Origin of the sequence: Methanococcoides seepicolus (genome assembly GCF_023684405.1) — an archaeon.
Taxonomy (GTDB): Archaea; Halobacteriota; Methanosarcinia; order Methanosarcinales; family Methanosarcinaceae; genus Methanococcoides; species Methanococcoides seepicolus.
The window spans coordinates 11,939-28,718 of record NZ_JAGSOI010000005.1 but is presented as its reverse complement, the minus strand read 5'-3'; the positions used below and the strand labels follow the sequence as shown (position 1 = coordinate 28,718).

Genomic DNA, 16,780 nt, shown 5'->3' with positions numbered 1-16,780 from the left:
GTGATCTGAATGGAAGATACAGTTAATGAAACTAACATGAAGGAAGCAGTGTCCACCGAACTTGCACTTGATGTAGAGTCCAAGAGACTTTTCAATGTAAGAAAGGTCCAGAAGGGCAAAAAGCCTGATTTCAAAAGGGCCGATTCACACAAGTACAAGCGTCTGGATTCTAACTGGAGACGTCCAAGAGGTCTTCAGGGTAAACTGCGCAAAGGCATTAAAGCAAAAGGTTCAGTTGTGCAGGCAGGATATGGAAGTCCTAAGGCAGTGAAAGGTCTTCATCCATCTGGATACTCAGAAGTTCTTGTGAACAATCTTGCAGGAATAGAAGGTGTTGATGCTTCACTTGAGGCTATCAGGATCGGAAGGACTGTTGGTGCAAGGAAGAAAGCTATTATTGAAGCAAAAGCTGTAGAAATGGGCATCAAGATATTGAACCCAGCAAGGAGTGAGTGAGATGACTGATCTCACAAACCAAAAAAGACTTGCAGCTAAAGTGCTTGGATGTGGCGTTCACAGAGTTTGGCTGAATCCTGAAGCATCCAGCGAGATCGCTGTTGCTATCACAAGGGAAGATATCCGTGGTCTTATCGCAAGTGGAAGCGTTAAAGCAGAAGCTGTGAAAGGCGTTAGCCGTGGACGAGCAAGAGCAAGGGATGCAAAACGCAGGTACGGTCACCGTAAGGGACATGGTTCCCGTAAAGGTACAAAGGGTGCACGTAATCCTCGAAAAGAACAGTGGATGAAGAAGATCCGTGCTCTCAGAAGGAGGCTCAAAGAGCTTCGAGCAGATGGTACACTTGATAAATCCGCATTCTGCAAAGCTTACCGTAAGGCAAAGGGTGGCGAGTACAAGAACTTGGCTCATATGGAAACACACCTCAATATTGCAAAGAAAGAGTAAGCCTGAGGAATGAATAATGAAAACAAATTTAAATGTTAAACTGATGTGGAGGATCTAATATGGCTACAGGACCCCGTTATAAAGTCGCGTTCAGGCGACGAAGGGAAGGGCGTACAGATTATCACCAGAGACTCAGGTTGCTTTTGTCAAGAGAGGATCGTGTTGTCGTGCGTAAGAGCGCAAGGCACATGCAGATACAGCTTGTTGCACCTGATGCAAATGGGGATGTAACAATGTCATCCGCGATCTCTAAAGAGCTTGCAAAGTATGGCTATGAAGGATCTGCCGGTAACACTACCGCAGCATACCTCACAGGGCTCTTGTTTGGTTACAAGGCACTTGCTGAAGGCTACGAGAGCGGTGTGTTGGATATCGGTATTCAGTCATCATCTGTAGGTTCCCGTGTCTATGCAGCACTCAAAGGTGTTGTTGATGCTGGATTTGATGTTCCTCACAACTCCTCAGTGTTCCCATCCGATGAGCGCATAAGGGGAGAACACGTTGCAGAATACATGGAAGGATCAAATCTGCCTGAAGTGTTCGATGCAGTAAAGGAAAAGATCCTTGCCGAGTTCAGTTAAGGTGTGGTTAATATGGCATATGAATATAATGAAGAATGGGTTCCACAGACAAGGCTCGGAAAGCTTGTCTTTGATGGACAGGTCACATCCATGGATGAAGCTATGGATTCCGGTCTGCCTATAAGGGAATCAAAAATAGTAGATCTATTATTACCTGAACTTGAGGACGAAGTTCTCGACATTAACATGGTTCAGAGAATGACTGATTCCGGAAGGCGTGTCAAGTTCAGGGCTACTGTTATCGTTGGAAATGGAGACGGTTTCGTAGGACTTGGTCAGGCAAAAGATGTACAGGTAGGACCTGCTATCAGAAAAGCTATTGACAATGCAAAGATCAACATCACACGTATCAAACGTGGATGCGGATCATGGGAATGTGGCTGTGGACTTCCACACACCGTTCCTTCTGAAGTCAATGGTAAAGCAGGTAGTGTAACTGTGGTTCTCAAGCCTGCTCCTCGTGGGCTTGGTCTTGCTGCAGGAGGCACTGCAAGAAAAGTGCTTGAAAAAGCAGGCGTCAAAGATGTCTGGACACGTACCGAAGGTCAGACTAGGACAACCCTCAACTTCGCAAAGGCAACATACAATGCTTTGATGAACACGGGCACTGTAAGGCGTCCAATCGTTTTCGATGAGACGGAGGCCTAAAAATGTTCGCAGTAGTTAGAGTTAGAGGCCAGGTAAATGTAAGCGGCAAGATCGAGGATACCCTCGGCATGCTCCGTTTACACAAGGTCAACCATTGCGTCTTCCTTCAGGATACCCCTAACAATAAGGGTATGATCCAGAAGGCAAAGGACTACGTCGCATACGGTACTGTCGATGTTGAATCATTGACTGAGATACTCGGCAATCGTGGAAGGTTGGAGGGCGATGCTCGCCTTACCAATGAATATGTGAAGGAAAACTCTGAGTTTGCTTCCATTGCTTCCTTTGCAGAAGCTCTTGTCAATGGTGATGCAAAGATCACCGATGTCCCATTGTTGAAACCTGTTTTCAGGCTTCACCCTCCAAGGAAGGGACATGCTGGTATCAAAAGGACTGCTCAGCAGGGCGGTGTCCTTGGAAACCATGGCGATGATATCAAGGCACTTTTGAACAAGATGAGGTGATGTTATGACTAGCAGAAAATGCAACACAAAGAAGTTCAGGGGTTCCCGTACCTGTGGTGGCGGAACTACCAAGAACCGGCGCGGTGCAGGTAACCGTGGTGGCCGTGGTAGATCTGGTGAAAACAAACACCACTTTACAAGGGCTCTTCAGCTCGGTTACATACGTGGAAGCGAACGTGGTTTTTCCCGCCCATTAAAGGCGATCCATGACGTTTCTGTAGTGAATGTAGGCGAACTTGATGAACTTGCAGATCAGCTCGTAGAAGATGGCTTTGCAAAGCTTGAAGCTGGAGCATATGTCATCGACCTTGCAGATCTGGAAATAGAAAAAGTTCTTGGTACCGGAAAAGTAACAAAGAATATGGTTGTTACTGCATGCAACTTCTCAGAAGTTGCAAGGGGCAAGATCGAAACTGCAGGTGGATCCTGCGTAGAATTTAAGGAGTAATGTCTTTTAAGACATTACTTTTATATTTGTTGTTTATCTTATACTGTGCTACTTAATTTGTTTTCCAGTTATTCTGGATTTCAAACCTAATCAAAGGGTGTAGTTAATGAGTCTCAGGGAGAGTTTGGAACCGATTTTTAATAGATTGCCCGCCGTAGCTAGTCCGGAAGGGCATGTGCATTTTAAAAACAAGTTAATGTGGACTCTTGGAATTCTAGTGCTTTATTTCGCTCTGGCGAATATTCCACTGTTTGGTCTTTCAAGTGATTCCATTGACCTGTTTGAACAATATCGTGCTTTCTTTGCAGGAGCATCTGGTTCTTTGATGCTGCTGGGTATAGGTCCTATCGTCACAGCATCTATCGTACTTCAGCTTCTTGTTGGTGCTGACGTCATCAAACTCAATATGTCCGATCCCGCAGACCAGGCATTCTTCCAGGGTGCACAGAAATTCATGGTCTTTGTTATGATCGTTCTTGAAGCTCTGCCACAGATCGTTGGTGGTTACATAATGCCTGATGTGGGTGTGGCATCTGCACTTGGTGTAACTCCAAGTGTCGTTACAGGAATAATCTTCGTTCAGATCTGTATTGGTGGAGTCCTTATCCTCTTCATGGATGAGATCGTATCAAAATGGGGAATTGGGTCCGGTGTGGGACTTTTCATCGTGGCTGGTGTTTCCCAGCAGATCGTAACAGGTCTGTTCAATTGGGGTATTGACACCACAGGTCTTCCAATTGGTATCCTTCCAAAGTGGATATACATCGTTCAGAATGTTGGTTTGGATTACATCGCAACCAGTGAAGGAGTAATGTTCCTGCTCATCAGAGGTGGGGTACTTGCACTGATCACTACGATAGCTATATTCCTGATTGTCGTGTTCGCGGAAAGTACTCGTATAGAGATCCCTCTTGCACACAGTGCAGTAAGAGGTGCCAGGGGCAGGTTCCCTGTAAAACTGATCTATGCTTCAGTCCTTCCGATGATTCTTGTCAGGGCACTTCAGGCAAACCTTCAGATGATAGGTCTGCTGCTTTCAGGACGTGGTATCAACATATTTGGTGAATATTCCGGTTCAACGCCCATCAACGGCATCATGTATTATATTTCACCGATCAACAGTCCATATGACTGGATCCCATCACTTGTGAGGGAGACGTTCACAGGCTATGGTGTTGCTGTGCCATCAATGTGGCAGGTCGGTTTGCATGTGTTCATTGATGCGGTCTTCCTGATCGGTGGCGGTATCATATTCGCTCTGTTCTGGATCGAAACGACCGGAATGGGTGCAAAACCAACTGCTCAGAAGGTATTCAATTCAGGTATGCAGATCCCAGGTTTCAGGCGTAATGTCGGAAGTATAGAGAAAGTAATGCTCAGATACATCCCGAAGGTCACTATCATTGGTGGTGCTTTCATCGGTGCACTGACGCTTCTGGCAAGTATGCTCGGTACCATAGGTGGTGCCGGAGGTACTGGACTATTGCTTACCGTGAGTATTGTGTATCGCCTGTATGAGGATATTGCATCTGAACAGATGATGGAAATGCATCCAATGGTCAGATCGTTCTTCGGGCGGGAATAATAAAAAAATGGAGATATATTGATGAATGTTGTATTGTTTGGTCCACCGGGTGCAGGAAAAGGCACCCAGGCCAAAGAACTCGCTAAGCACTATCAGATCCCTCACATATCTACTGGTGATATTCTGAGGGCCAATGTACGTGATGGTACTGAACTTGGTAAAGAAGCAAAGGGCTACATGGATAAAGGCGAACTGGTTCCTGATGATGTACTTATTGGTATCATAAAGAACCGTCTGGCTGAATCCGATTGTAAGCCTGGCTATCTTCTCGATGGTTATCCAAGGACAACTCCTCAGGCAGATGCTTTATCTGCTATTCTTGAGGTGATCGGCATGCCTTTAGAGGTTGTGCTGAACATCGATGTTGCCGATGAGGAGCTTGTCACCCGCCTTTGTGGCAGGCACATGTGTACATGCGGTGAAAGTTATCACATGAAGTTCAACCCTCCTGAAAAGGAGAATGTCTGTGATGCATGTGGTGCAGAGCTTTACCAGCGTGATGATGATAAGGAAGATGTTATTCGTCAGAGACTTGATTCATACAAGGAAAAGACCCAACCTCTCATTAACTATTATAAGGAGAAAGGTCTTCTTGTGGACATCGACGGTACTGGTGCAATAGATCGGGTATTTTCGGATATCTGTAATATCCTTGATCAGTACAAATAAACGAAAAACAGGTGTGACGCATGGCAGATTCTAATTTCAAAAAGACCGCAGAAAAGTTTGTTCTGGCGGTCGGTATTTCTTTAATGATAGGCATTGTCGTACTTGGGGAGGATGGTAGGGAGGCCATAGGTGCCATCATGGGTGTCTTTATGGACCCTATCAGTATGATGGTCGGTGAAGGTAACTTCCACATAATGCTGTTCATAATGGCAGCTATAACTGCTCTTTATGCATCCCTCATACAGAAATATACAATTGACTGGGACCTGATGCGCAACACACAGGAGCGCATGAAGTCATTCCAGAAGGAATTCCGGGAAGCACAGCTTTCCCAGAACACCTATATGGTGAAAAAACTGGAAGAGCAGCGTGCTGATATGATGGGCGACCAGATGGAGATGTCAAAACAACAGTTCAAGCCAATGGCATACATCAGTATAATATCTCTCCCACTCTTCATGTGGGCATACCACTACATAAGTGGTCATCCGGGTGCATTCCTTGTATTTCCATTCTGGGGAGAACAGGTATTGGTCGAGACGGTAATAGGTCCTATCCAGTACTGGATCTTCTGGTATTTCATTACATCACTGGCTATTAGTCAGGTAGTACGTAAAGCACTTAATATCGGTGGCGTCTAAGTATGCTACTGACTATTAGTGGCTTGCCTGGCAGTGGAACCACTACTGTGGGGAAGCTGCTGGCCGAACATTATTCTGTGGAGGTGATATCCGCAGGTGATGTTTTCAGGGGTCTTGCAAAAGAACGTGGTGTGACCCTTGCTGAATTCGGTCGTCTCGCGGAATCCGATCCAAGTATTGATGTCGAGATAGATAAGAGACAATCGGATATAGCTAATTCTTCAGATAATCTTATACTCGAGGGCAGACTTGCCGGTCAAATGGCAAAAAAAGCGCTTAAAATATGGATAAAAGCCCCTCTTGAAGTGCGTGTTAAGAGAATAGTTGACAGGGAAGGTTCTTCTTTTGAAGTGCGCATGCAAGAAACTGTAGAGCGCGAAGCTTCAGAAGCTCTTCGTTACAAAGAGATTCATTCCATTGATATCAATGATCTCTCTGTCTATGACCTAGTGGTCGATTCCAGTCGCTGGGATCAGTTTGTGATCACAGACATGCTTAAGAAAGCAATTGATGCCTGTGGCAGTTTTTAATTATCAATGGAGTTTTTAGTTCATGGTTTCATCTAAACGTTTTTCCAAAGATGTGGATATAATGGTGGAAAAGTTCCACACAACTACCAATGCAGCATACGGCTGTCTTCCCCGGGACCGGCCGATCCTCGAGTACATCAACATGGGTGTTGTGAACCTCGATAAGGCAACAGGTCCGACAAGTCACGAGGTCACAGCATGGGTACGGGATATGCTCGGTGTAAAAAAAGCTGGACATTCCGGGTCACTTGACCCACACGTAACAGGTCTGCTCCCCGTGATGCTTGGCAAGGCAACAAAAGCTATCTCAGCTCTGCGTCTTTCCGGAAAAGAGTACATATGTGTTATGCATTTGCATGATGACATTCCTGAAAGGAAGATCCGAAAAGCATGCAAAGAATTCACAGGTCCTATCTACCAGACCCCTCCAATTATCTCCGCTGTTAAAAGACAATTGAGGATCAGGAACATCTATTACCTCGATGTCCTTGAGATCGAAGGCAGAGAAGTGCTCATGAGGGTGGGCTGTGAGGCAGGTACGTATCTTCGTAAGCTCTGTCATGACATAGGTCTGGTCCTTGGTTGTGGCGGACACATGAAGCAGCTTCGCAGAACCGGAACAGGTCCGTTCAGGGAAGATACTCTTGTATCATTATATGACCTCAAGGATGCATGCGTGTACTGGCAGGAAGATGGCGATGAGTCTGAACTACGCAAATTGGTACGTCCAATGGAAGATGGTCTGTCCCATCTGCCGAAAATCATCGTACGTGATACTGCTGTAGATGCTGTTTGCAGGGGTGCTTCCCTTGCAGTTCCGGGGATCGTTTCATTTAGTAAATGCATCAAAAAAGATGACATAATTGCCGTTTTCACTCTAAAAGGGGAAGCTGTGGCACTTTGCAAGTCCTCTATGGATGCAAATGAACTTGAAAATGAAAGTCACGGCATAGCTTGTGTGACCGAAAGGGTAATAATGGATGCCGCTATTTATCCAAGGTGCTGGAAGGCGAAATAAACGCCGGTCAGCACGAATCTGGCATTTTTGCCGAGGTAGTCTAGTGGTAGGGCGCAAGCCTGGAAAGCTTGTGGGGCTTGACCCCTCGGGAGTTCGAATCTCCCCCTCGGCGTATAATTCTTTTTGAGTGCTTTTTTTGATGTGATCGATCTACTTATTTTGATTGTACTTAATTCCATATATTAAAGTAGATATTAGTAATTGTAGTATTTTTGTCCCTCTTCCATGTAGATTAGGATTCAGATGGGGAGTATATTCTTAAGTATAACAGGATAGAAGGAAAATTGAGAAATTGTTCAATTTAACAGGCAAATTTTCTAAACTAAAATTTATGATTTTAATATAAACAAAACACAAAAATTTTTATAACACCACATATTTATTGTTAACATTCTAGAAATGAATTAATCTTATTTCGGAAAGAAAAACCAGATTACTTCTATATTGTGATGGAAATATAATCTCTGAAAATGTTTGTGCTTTAATAGTTAAAATAATGTGGTAAAAATGAGTGATAAAATATCATCTGGCAGTTATACGTGTAACTCAAGAAAAGACACTATTAAGCAACTTAATGAAATGTGCTATCCTCCTAATAATGAAAAAGTGTACTATGATTCAATTATTCTATCTGAGATTATTTTTATTGAGAAATGGGATTCTTTTTTCAACTCATTGGATCGATTGTATTCAGGTCTAAATAATTTTGATAAAAATGAATTAAAATACAGAGAACTACTTGACAACAATAAACAAAATGCATTTCAAAGAACCATTATTCTTCCAACTATACTAGCTAAAGAAGTTAGTAAAGGTGAAAGGGCAGTTACCCAAAAACTAGACCCCGAATTTGTAGGCATTGTAATAACCTTAAACGTTACTCTACCATCAGCTATACATTTACAAATCCATACCTCTTTAAACCCTAATATCTCTGAAAAAATTAATGACATTTTATATTCTACTTTTGGTGAAAAAATAGAAGAATTCAAATTATTAGACGGAACCTACACATCAACTACTTCACCAAACAACATAAAATTTCAAAAAATAAATCAAATTAAACAGGAACTCAAAACTAAGATCATTAATTTTTTGTCATCATATTTCGAAGGTAGCTTCTTTACTTTGTCTAAAGAGGATATATCATATGTTCCTTCAATTGATCTATTTTCTATAAATTATCCACTGGAGTTAGAAGAAACACGTCAGTGGTTAGCAGATAATAGTCATTTTCTCCAGTGTTTAGACATTCCTACAAGCATTTATCCATTATATAAATTCAACAACTATATTTTTGCAATAAATGCATATACTTATAATTTATATTCAAACTATTCCCTACTTGCAAATCGAAAAAATGCAAATGCGGATAATGGATACTCTGATATAAAACACTTTATCCAGTACCCTCTAATGAGTGAAATAACATTTGAACTCATTGGTTTTGATAGATGGGTGGAAGTAGAGAAAAGAAAAGGTACAAGTCATCAATTATTGATATCTAATGAACTAGAACACATAAATAAAAACGAATTTGATCAAGTAATCTCTAATAGGGAACTAATTATCAAGTACATTTTCAATTTTGAAAGATTTAAAGTAGAATTTCAAAAATTCGTCATGACTTCTACAAGAAAATATCATGATTTTCGTGAACTAAACGAACCACATAATTACTTATTTGACGATCAAATTAACAAAATGATTAATTCAAATATTAAGTATATAGAATCGTATGTTAGTATATTAAATAAACATTCTAGCAGCAACTTAGCACTAAAAAACATTTATTACAACAAGAAAATACAAAAATCTGTTAAAAATTTAACAATTTTTATAATTATTCTTACAGTTATACAAGTAATTTTAATATTAAGTCAGATTGATACTATTACGTCACTGGTTTCAGGAATGGCAAGGCAACTGCTAACTTATTATTTACCATAAAATAAAAATAAGTCATTAAAGTTAGTTGCAAGATATTTAACTCCCCATCCTAAACAACTCTGTATTAACAGCCAACAGATCACCATGCTTCTTAAGTTTTGAAACAAGCTCCTTTGTGCTATCATATGAAAGGCCTTGTTTCCCACATTCACGACAAGCATCCTATTCGCTTTAACGTTATGTTCTCTCTGATCTGAAATCTGTGTCAGAAATCTTTATATGTTCTGAATGTCCAATATTAAAATGATTCATATGATGGGGGAAATCTTAAGATCAATAGTAGTAGTTACAACAGTATTGCTATTTTTAACAACTGTTGTGGGGGCGGTAGACTTTGAAGAATGCGGCGACTGCCATGGGGAAACTTATGCAGTCTGGAGCTCATCACCTCACGGGTCTGCATCCTGTGAGATATGTCATACTACATCACCAGGCGGTTTTGATGCTCATATCTCTGCGCCGTTCACGTCCTCGCCTAACGTCAGCCTTTCCTCTGAAGTCTGTGGGGACTGCCATTCAGGGATCTATGATGAATGGAACGAATTCGGTGAAGCTGACTTCGATATAGAGGCTATTGCAAGCCATTCAGAACCAACGGATGTTGCCGAGCCTTATATCCTGCATCGTGGAGCATCATGTGTTGCATGCAAGAGCACTGATGGGGGCATATTGAACATCGCAGACGCTGAACCTTATGCTCTGGATGAGGAAAGCATTCATGATCTTGAAGTGGTGGAGGAATGGGCAATTTCATGTGCTGCATGTCATGATCCTCACGATACTGGCCCCCGTATCGATGATTCGATCCTTCTGTGCGGGAACTGCCATAACACCGAAGGTGCGGTCATGGACGGTAACACCCCGATAGTAAGACATGCACAGTGGGAATTGGTGAGCACTTCCGGATATGTGGATGGCACACATCCTACTTCTATCGGTTGTGTCGATTGCCACATGGTGGAAATATCTACTGATGAAGTTGTTGAAACCGGTCACACTTTTGACTTTGATGCGGTACTATTGTCGAATCCCGATTCCGGGAACAACTGTAGCCTCTGTCATCGGTCGTCTCTCCCCTCATTGATAGAAAAAAAGCAGGCACCTATTGCATCCCACATCTCCGCTCTGAACTCTTTGAAAGAAAAAGCAGGCAATGCACTTGAGAGCATCAATGGTACTGATGCATACGAGGAGCAAAGGGTCAACTACAACAACGGTCAATTTTATCTGACAAAAATAGAGAATGATGGAAGCCTTGGAATCCACAACCTTGAAACTGCTACAAATGACCTTGTGGCCGCAGAAGAACTGTTCAACAAGGTCATAATTGCAGGCGATGGTTCCGATGAAGCTGGAAAACCGGTTCCTGGGTTCAGTGCTTTCATCTCAATAGCACTTTTTGCTGCAGTGGCTTTTATTGTAAGGAAAGGGCACTAATATTGGATCCCTCTCCTTCTATCCTTTTCTTAACTACTTTTACTGTATTATTTACTTCAAAGCCTTTATCACAGCTTGTCCGTATTTGCTGGCAGCGTTTGGATCCCTGCCAGTTATGATATTCCCATCGACCATGACATCTTTATCCCTGTATTTCGCACCATTGTCCTTCAGGATCTTCACAGTTTCCTCGTTCTTGAAAACAGTGCTCATTTTACCTTCCAGCAATCCCGCATTGGCAAGGACCACAGGTGCGATACAGATGGCACCAATGATCTTCCTCTGTTCGTTTGCCTTTCTTACGATTTCCTGAAGCTCCTTATTATCCCACAGGTATTGTTTTGCTCCTCCGCCTCCTGTGATTGATATCGCATCATAATCATCGATGTTCACATCAGAGATGCTGATGTCCGGACTGACTTTCTTTCCAAGCACACCTTTTGCTTTTTTTGTGGTGTTGCTCGCAACGGTCACTTTTGCACCACTGTCCTCGAACACCTTCTTTGGTTCAAGAAATTCTTCATCCCTGAAATTTTCCTGTGCTATTACCATGAGTATTTTCTTCTGCTCTGTCAAACTGATCACCAACAAAAAGTTATCTCTTTTCTATAATTGTGTCCTTTTCTTTGAAAAAGTGTTGCTTTTATCCTACGCTTGCAGAATATTGGATGACCTTTGCTATCACTATTTAGAAACATGTTTAAGCTAACATGACTTTAGGAAAATAGGTGTAATCACATGGAACGTATATACAAATATTATCCTGAAGATTTTGGGGAGCTTACTGTAAATGTCATTCACATGGACCTTTTATTCGATGTATATGATGACCATACATATGTTACATCCGATTTGAAGGTCAAGACCCTTGACAAACCGATAGATCATCTTGACCTTAATTGTCGTGATCTGGAAATAAAGGACATTAGTTGCAAGGACTATGACATATCCTATGATTTTAGGGCGGATGAATATATACTTTCCATCAAATTCCCTGCAATGGTGCCGGAAAGCACTGAAATTGTCATTCACACGGAAACCATTTGCAGACCAACCTCGAATGTACTCGAAGGTCTCTATTATGACGAAACGCCGGCAGGCGCGCCTCCTCAGCAGATAACACAGTGTCAACAGTGGGGCTTCCAGCGTATGGTTCCCTGCATTGACGACATGACTGCAAAATGCACTTACACTACAACAATAATTGCAGATGAACGTTACACCAATCTCATTACCAATGGTGATGTGATCGAAGAACGTCATTCCATCGGAAATGGCAGGTCCAGGATCATCTATGACAATTCCATCACTCCCATGGCGACCTATCTCTTCTTTTTGGGAGTGGGTACCTACCGCACTTTCACAAGAGAATTCGAATACCCCTGTGGCGACACTTTCAATCTCGAGTTCCTGGTCCCTCCCGAATCTGATATATATCCTGCAGAAAAGGCACTCGATGTTCTCTATGATTCTGTTCTGTGGACATATCTTTTCACCGGGCCTGAACAATACAATGAACTTGACAAGAGGAAAGAGATATATGAGCTTGTCAGGACAAGGGACGGTCTGAAGAAGGAAGGTGACTCTGAAGATCTCCAGTTCGTTCGTGATGAACTGAAAAAGCTTGATCGCTCCCTTAAAATGGGCTATAAATATACCGGTACTGTCTATCGTGAGATCGGAATGCAGAACTCTGATTTTGGCGGGATGGAAAATGTCGGCAATACTACCATCACCACGAATCGCATCATGCCATATCCGGAAACCACTGATCCTGCATTTGAATACATGATACGTGTCAAGGTGCATGAATATTATCACAATATCAATGGTTCTGAGGTCACTGGCTGGAGTCCTTTTGAGATCTGGCTTAATGAGGCGGTGACCGTACACATTGAACATCAGTTCCATGCTTTCCTTTTCGGAGATACCTACAGCCGTCTGGCGAACGTCTTGGACCTGCTATATCCCGGAGTAGGTACCTTTGCCATTGATAGCGGTGCAGCTTCGATGTCTATTGTTCCGGAGGGCTTTAACGATCCCAATGACCTGATAACTGCTGTCACCTATGTGAAAGCACCGGAATTTGTCAGGATGCTTGAAACGTTAATGGGTAAGGAAACGTTTGCGCGTGCTCTTGATAGTTATCATACGAAGTTCAGTCATTCCAATGCAACAGGTGAGGATTGGCTCAGGACAATGGAAGAGTTCTCAGGAATGGACTTTTCAGAAATGTCCAAAAATTGGCTCAAACAGACCAAATTCCCTGTTTTGAACATCAATACTTCTTATGACAGTTCGAACCGTTCATTTAAGTTCGAACTGGTTCAGGTCGTTCCGGAAGGCAGCACTTATTGGGAATTCCCTTTCGTGGCTGCATTGGTGGACCGTGAAGGAAATGATATTGCAGCATTCACTGAATGGATAGTTTCAGAAAAAGCTGAGATCTCCGTGGAAAATGTTGACATGCCTGCCTTTGTTTCTGTGAACCGTGGATATTCGTTCTATGGGAAGGTCGTTCGTGATGTTTCCGACGATGAATTGCTCATACAGGTGGAAAAGGATAGTGATATGATCAACAGGTTCGTTGCGTATTACACTCTGGTGGACCGGGAAAAGATGAAGCTCATTGCAGACGAGGGTGCCAGTGTCTCTGAAATGTTCATTGATCTCTTTAGTGAGCTCATCACCGATGATGAACTTATGGGAAATGTTGGCGGTCAATTCCTCTCGATATTCGAATCAGTTGAGGATGTATCTTTATCTCACCGCTATCAGCTCCTTTATGATGTTAAGGAACGTGCTCTTAGTGAGATTGCAAAGAACCGGACAGTTTCCTTGCTTAATGTTTATCACAAATACCTTGCTCTTTCAGTTCCTAAGAGCGATACTCTTGAAGAGCAGGCACGTTGCATTAAGGCCAGACAGGTCAAGAATCTGGTTCTGAGGATCCTTTCGACACTTGATACTTCCTTTGTACAGCAGTTATGTAAGAAGCAGTTCTATGAATCTTCTTGTGCAAGTGACAAGCTTGCAGCCTTTGATCGTTACATCAACAGTTCTGCCGATGATAAGATGGAACTGCTTGAAATGTTCATGGAAGAGTCGAAAAAGAACCTTGTCGCCTGGGAGGCTTTCTTGTCAATAGTCGCAGGAAACAGTAGTACGGATGCTGTATCTCTTGTCAGGCAGATCGAAGTCTCCGAATCGTTCCGTATTGAGCAGGCAAATGACCAGCGTGCTCTTTATGGTGGGTTTGCGAGGAACCGAAAAATATCTCTGCAAACAGAAGCTGGACGTGAACTGCTTCGTGAGATACTGTTCAAGCTCTCTAATGTTAATGAATATAGTACTACTAACATGCTGAACGTGTTTGCCAATATAGATCTGATGGAAGATGTATACCATGTGCCTCTGGTGGATATCCTTGCACAGATGTTGAAGGAATTGGATTCTGAAAAGGTTCCGAGTGTCTATAACCGGGTAAGGAAGCTTCTGAAAGGTGCTCCAAAAGCGGTTGCAAGATATCAGGGGGAAATTGGTGCTATCGAAGGTTTTTGATCCCTTCACTTTTCAAATATGAAGTCGATTATCTCTGATATCTTTGAAAGGGTGATGTCGGCTTCTACTTTTTGTCCCTTCTCTCTTTTATCGCCATAGGCTGCGTAGGCGGTTTGCATTCCTATCTTTCGGGCAGGTTCAATATCCCTTCTGGGACTGTCCCCTACGAAAAGAGCTTTTGATGGGGGAATGTTCAGGATGTCCAGTGCATAAAGGAAAACCTTTAGGTCGGGTTTTTTCGCACCGGTCATGTCAGTTGTCACAATTGTATCGAAGTAATCGCCTATATGTGTTCTTTCGATACGTTTTATTGCATTGTATGATTGCGCATCTGTAACAAGTGCGATATCCAGTCTCTTTTCTTTGAGCTTTTGCAGTGTTTCTATGACGCCGGGATATAGGACGAGTGCTTCGACTTTCACCTTCTCATAAAGAGCACAACTGATCGCATAGTTCTCATCGGAATATAGTTCGTTTTCCTGGAGGTAATCCTGTATGTTCTCAAGGTCTTCATAGCCGGCATTCTTTCTTAGAAAATATTGAAGTAGTGATTCTGCATCCCCTGCGCCCAGGTGCTCTACTATCCTTTGACATGCTATCAGTTTTGCTTCCAGAAAATCGAAAAGGGTGTTGTCCATATCAAAAAGGACGGCCTGTATATTTCTGGTCATATATTTTTTAAGATCTTCGCATTCAGTCTGTAAATGCAAGGTATCCCGGAAGGATCACATTGATCACAGGTACTATTATGAGGATTCCATACCATCTTGATCTGTTGGTGGCAAAGGCTATTTCACCCCAGATGTATGCGAATACAAATAGGTTGACCAATGGAATGAGCAGTCCCAGAAGTACTAGGATCGATGTCTTTCCTATTCTACACATCAATATAAGGTTCAATATCGGTATCCACGCCATCCACTTATTTGAAATTCGAGTTTTGGCGGCTATTATTTGCAAAGAGTAGGAAAAATATGCGTAGAGCAGTATAGCAAATATAAAGTGTTGTGTGCCAAATCCTGGGAAAAATGATATAATATCCATATTATCTACCTTTTATTTGCAGATTGTTATACCCTATACTTATCCATGCCGGTGATGGATGCAATATTCTATATATAGTGTGTCTCATTTGTCGTTCATGGCATCAGCGTCTGTCAAGGGATATTTCGAGATCACGACCGGTTGTATCATTTATGGTATGGTGGGTGTTTTTCTTGTCCTCATCAATGATATGGGTACTCTCCCTATCATGTTTTACAAACTTCTGATTGGTGTGATCTTTCTTGCGGGTTATGTTTATCTGACAGGCAAAATGGACCTTATCCGGATAAAAGGAAAACGAAAGCAATTATTGCTTCTTGGTATCTTCAAGCTCCTGACCATTTATTTTTATTTTACATGTATTCTATATTCGGGGTTGTCAATTGCTATTTTGTTGCTCTATACGGCACCTATGTATGTTACGGTATTCTCTCCTTTTGTCCTCAAGGAAATGCCTACAAGGCTTGGTATCGTTGGATTGTTCCTGTCTATGGCAGGTATTGTTCTGATGGTGGACCTTTCAAACCTTGTTGGGCTCGGTTTGGGCGATATGCATTTCGTCGGTTTGATCTCGGGTATTCTTTCGGGTATATCGTTCAGTTTCCTTATTATGACTGCACGCTACCTACGGGATGAATATTCAGGATTTGCACAATTCTTCTGGGCAACAATATTCTGTGTTATCGTGCTGCTTCCGTTTGCATCGGATGTTACTGTTCCAGTACTTAAGGGTAATTTTATGATACTGCTTCTTTTTGGAGTGGTGAATACCAGTATAAGTGGAGTTCTCTATTTCAGCGGTCTGTCAAAGGTAAGAACTCAGACTGCTAGTATACTGGCTATGCTTGAGCCGGTAAGTGGCATATTTTTTGATTATGCTCTTTTGCATAGTGCAATATTCGCTGAAACGTTGATAGGGTGCGTGTTCATTATTGCAGGTGCCCTTCTTGCTGTTATGGGGACTATGTCTTTTAGGAAGCATCCCGAATTCGAGACCTGATCGGGGGTCATGGATCCGTTTCCTGCTTTGTGAAGTTTCTTTTTAGAAAGAGCTATAAACAATTATATGTAAGGTCGATGCTGAGTACTGTTGATGGTGCGTATGGGCAATATGCGTCCAAATACACATTTTCATTTTGAAGGAAGTTTGTTATAATTACGTTCAGATGAATACCGTTATATACCAGAAACGGCATATTCAGCGAAGTCGCTTTTGAATTTATAAAAATTTATAAAGCCACATGGCTGTGTCGGAACGGATAAGTTCCGAGGCTACGGAGTGCGATATCGCATTCTTAAG

General features: G+C 42.4%; 18 protein-coding genes and 1 tRNA gene. 16 read left to right on the top strand and 3 right to left on the bottom strand.

Annotated features, from left to right (window positions below; all coding sequences use genetic code 11):
* Window positions 1–9 precede the first annotated feature (9 nt).
* The 14 genes from KDK67_RS02165 (at window position 10) to KDK67_RS02100 (ending at window position 10,875) form a co-directional block, all read left to right on the top strand.
* Window positions 10–456: a 50S ribosomal protein L32e gene (locus KDK67_RS02165; protein ID WP_250867202.1), complete on the top strand. Its 447-nt coding sequence runs from the start codon at window positions 10–12 to the stop codon at window positions 454–456.
* Window position 457: 1 nt separating this feature from the next.
* A complete protein-coding gene (locus KDK67_RS02160) occupies window positions 458–904 on the top strand; it encodes a 50S ribosomal protein L19e (protein ID WP_250867201.1) in 447 nt (148 codons plus the stop codon).
* Between the two features lie 59 nt (window positions 905–963).
* On the top strand, window positions 964–1,485 hold the full coding sequence (locus tag KDK67_RS02155) for a 50S ribosomal protein L18 (RefSeq protein WP_250867200.1): 522 nt from the start codon (window positions 964–966) through the stop codon (window positions 1,483–1,485).
* A 12-nt stretch (window positions 1,486–1,497) separates the two neighbouring features.
* Window positions 1,498–2,133 carry a 30S ribosomal protein S5 gene (locus KDK67_RS02150; protein ID WP_011498209.1) on the top strand — a complete coding sequence of 212 codons (636 nt, stop codon included), beginning with the start codon at window positions 1,498–1,500 and terminating at the stop codon, window positions 2,131–2,133.
* A 2-nt stretch (window positions 2,134–2,135) separates the two neighbouring features.
* Entirely contained in the window at window positions 2,136–2,597 is a 462-nt protein-coding gene (locus KDK67_RS02145; protein WP_250867199.1) for a 50S ribosomal protein L30, read from the top strand.
* A gap of 4 nt (window positions 2,598–2,601) precedes the next feature.
* Window positions 2,602–3,045 carry an uL15m family ribosomal protein gene (locus tag KDK67_RS02140; RefSeq protein ID WP_250867198.1) on the top strand — a complete coding sequence of 148 codons (444 nt, stop codon included), beginning with the start codon at window positions 2,602–2,604 and terminating at the stop codon, window positions 3,043–3,045.
* A gap of 106 nt (window positions 3,046–3,151) precedes the next feature.
* Window positions 3,152–4,630: a preprotein translocase subunit SecY gene (gene secY / locus KDK67_RS02135; RefSeq protein WP_250867197.1), complete on the top strand. Its 1,479-nt coding sequence runs from the start codon at window positions 3,152–3,154 to the stop codon at window positions 4,628–4,630.
* Between the two features lie 21 nt (window positions 4,631–4,651).
* Window positions 4,652–5,299: an adenylate kinase gene (locus KDK67_RS02130; protein ID WP_250867196.1), complete on the top strand. Its 648-nt coding sequence runs from the start codon at window positions 4,652–4,654 to the stop codon at window positions 5,297–5,299.
* Between the two features lie 20 nt (window positions 5,300–5,319).
* Complete coding sequence (locus tag KDK67_RS02125) at window positions 5,320–5,940, top strand: DUF106 domain-containing protein (protein WP_250867195.1); 621 nt, start codon at window positions 5,320–5,322, stop codon at window positions 5,938–5,940.
* 2 nt (window positions 5,941–5,942) lie between these two features.
* Window positions 5,943–6,470 (top strand): (d)CMP kinase, encoded by a 528-nt coding sequence (gene cmk / locus KDK67_RS02120; RefSeq protein WP_250867194.1) that lies wholly within the window; start codon window positions 5,943–5,945, stop codon window positions 6,468–6,470.
* Between the two features lie 22 nt (window positions 6,471–6,492).
* Window positions 6,493–7,488 carry an RNA-guided pseudouridylation complex pseudouridine synthase subunit Cbf5 gene (locus KDK67_RS02115; protein WP_250867193.1) on the top strand — a complete coding sequence of 332 codons (996 nt, stop codon included), beginning with the start codon at window positions 6,493–6,495 and terminating at the stop codon, window positions 7,486–7,488.
* Between the two features lie 29 nt (window positions 7,489–7,517).
* Window positions 7,518–7,600 (top strand) — tRNA-Ser (locus tag KDK67_RS02110).
* Window positions 7,601–7,995: 395 nt separating this feature from the next.
* A complete protein-coding gene (locus KDK67_RS02105; RefSeq protein ID WP_250867192.1) occupies window positions 7,996–9,438 on the top strand; it encodes a hypothetical protein in 1,443 nt (480 codons plus the stop codon).
* A gap of 243 nt (window positions 9,439–9,681) precedes the next feature.
* On the top strand, window positions 9,682–10,875 hold the full coding sequence (locus KDK67_RS02100) for an ammonia-forming cytochrome c nitrite reductase subunit c552 (protein WP_250867191.1): 1,194 nt from the start codon (window positions 9,682–9,684) through the stop codon (window positions 10,873–10,875).
* Window positions 10,876–10,926: 51 nt separating this feature from the next.
* Here KDK67_RS02100 and KDK67_RS02095 read toward each other — a convergent pair whose 3' ends face one another.
* Window positions 10,927–11,460: a DJ-1/PfpI family protein gene (locus KDK67_RS02095; protein WP_338101224.1), complete on the bottom strand. Its 534-nt coding sequence runs from the start codon at window positions 11,458–11,460 to the stop codon at window positions 10,927–10,929.
* A gap of 153 nt (window positions 11,461–11,613) precedes the next feature.
* Here KDK67_RS02095 and KDK67_RS02090 point away from each other — a divergent pair, with 153 nt between their 5' ends.
* Entirely contained in the window at window positions 11,614–14,436 is a 2,823-nt protein-coding gene (locus KDK67_RS02090) for a M1 family metallopeptidase (RefSeq protein WP_250867189.1), read from the top strand.
* A 5-nt stretch (window positions 14,437–14,441) separates the two neighbouring features.
* Here KDK67_RS02090 and KDK67_RS02085 read toward each other — a convergent pair whose 3' ends face one another.
* On the bottom strand, window positions 14,442–15,107 hold the full coding sequence (locus KDK67_RS02085) for an HAD family hydrolase (protein ID WP_250867188.1): 666 nt from the start codon (window positions 15,105–15,107) through the stop codon (window positions 14,442–14,444).
* A 22-nt stretch (window positions 15,108–15,129) separates the two neighbouring features.
* On the bottom strand, window positions 15,130–15,354 hold the full coding sequence (locus tag KDK67_RS02080; RefSeq protein WP_250867187.1) for a DUF5684 domain-containing protein: 225 nt from the start codon (window positions 15,352–15,354) through the stop codon (window positions 15,130–15,132).
* A 223-nt stretch (window positions 15,355–15,577) separates the two neighbouring features.
* Between KDK67_RS02080 and KDK67_RS02075 the strand changes: the two genes are divergently transcribed.
* Window positions 15,578–16,480 (top strand): DMT family transporter, encoded by a 903-nt coding sequence (locus KDK67_RS02075; protein WP_250867186.1) that lies wholly within the window; start codon window positions 15,578–15,580, stop codon window positions 16,478–16,480.
* Window positions 16,481–16,780 lie beyond the last annotated feature (300 nt).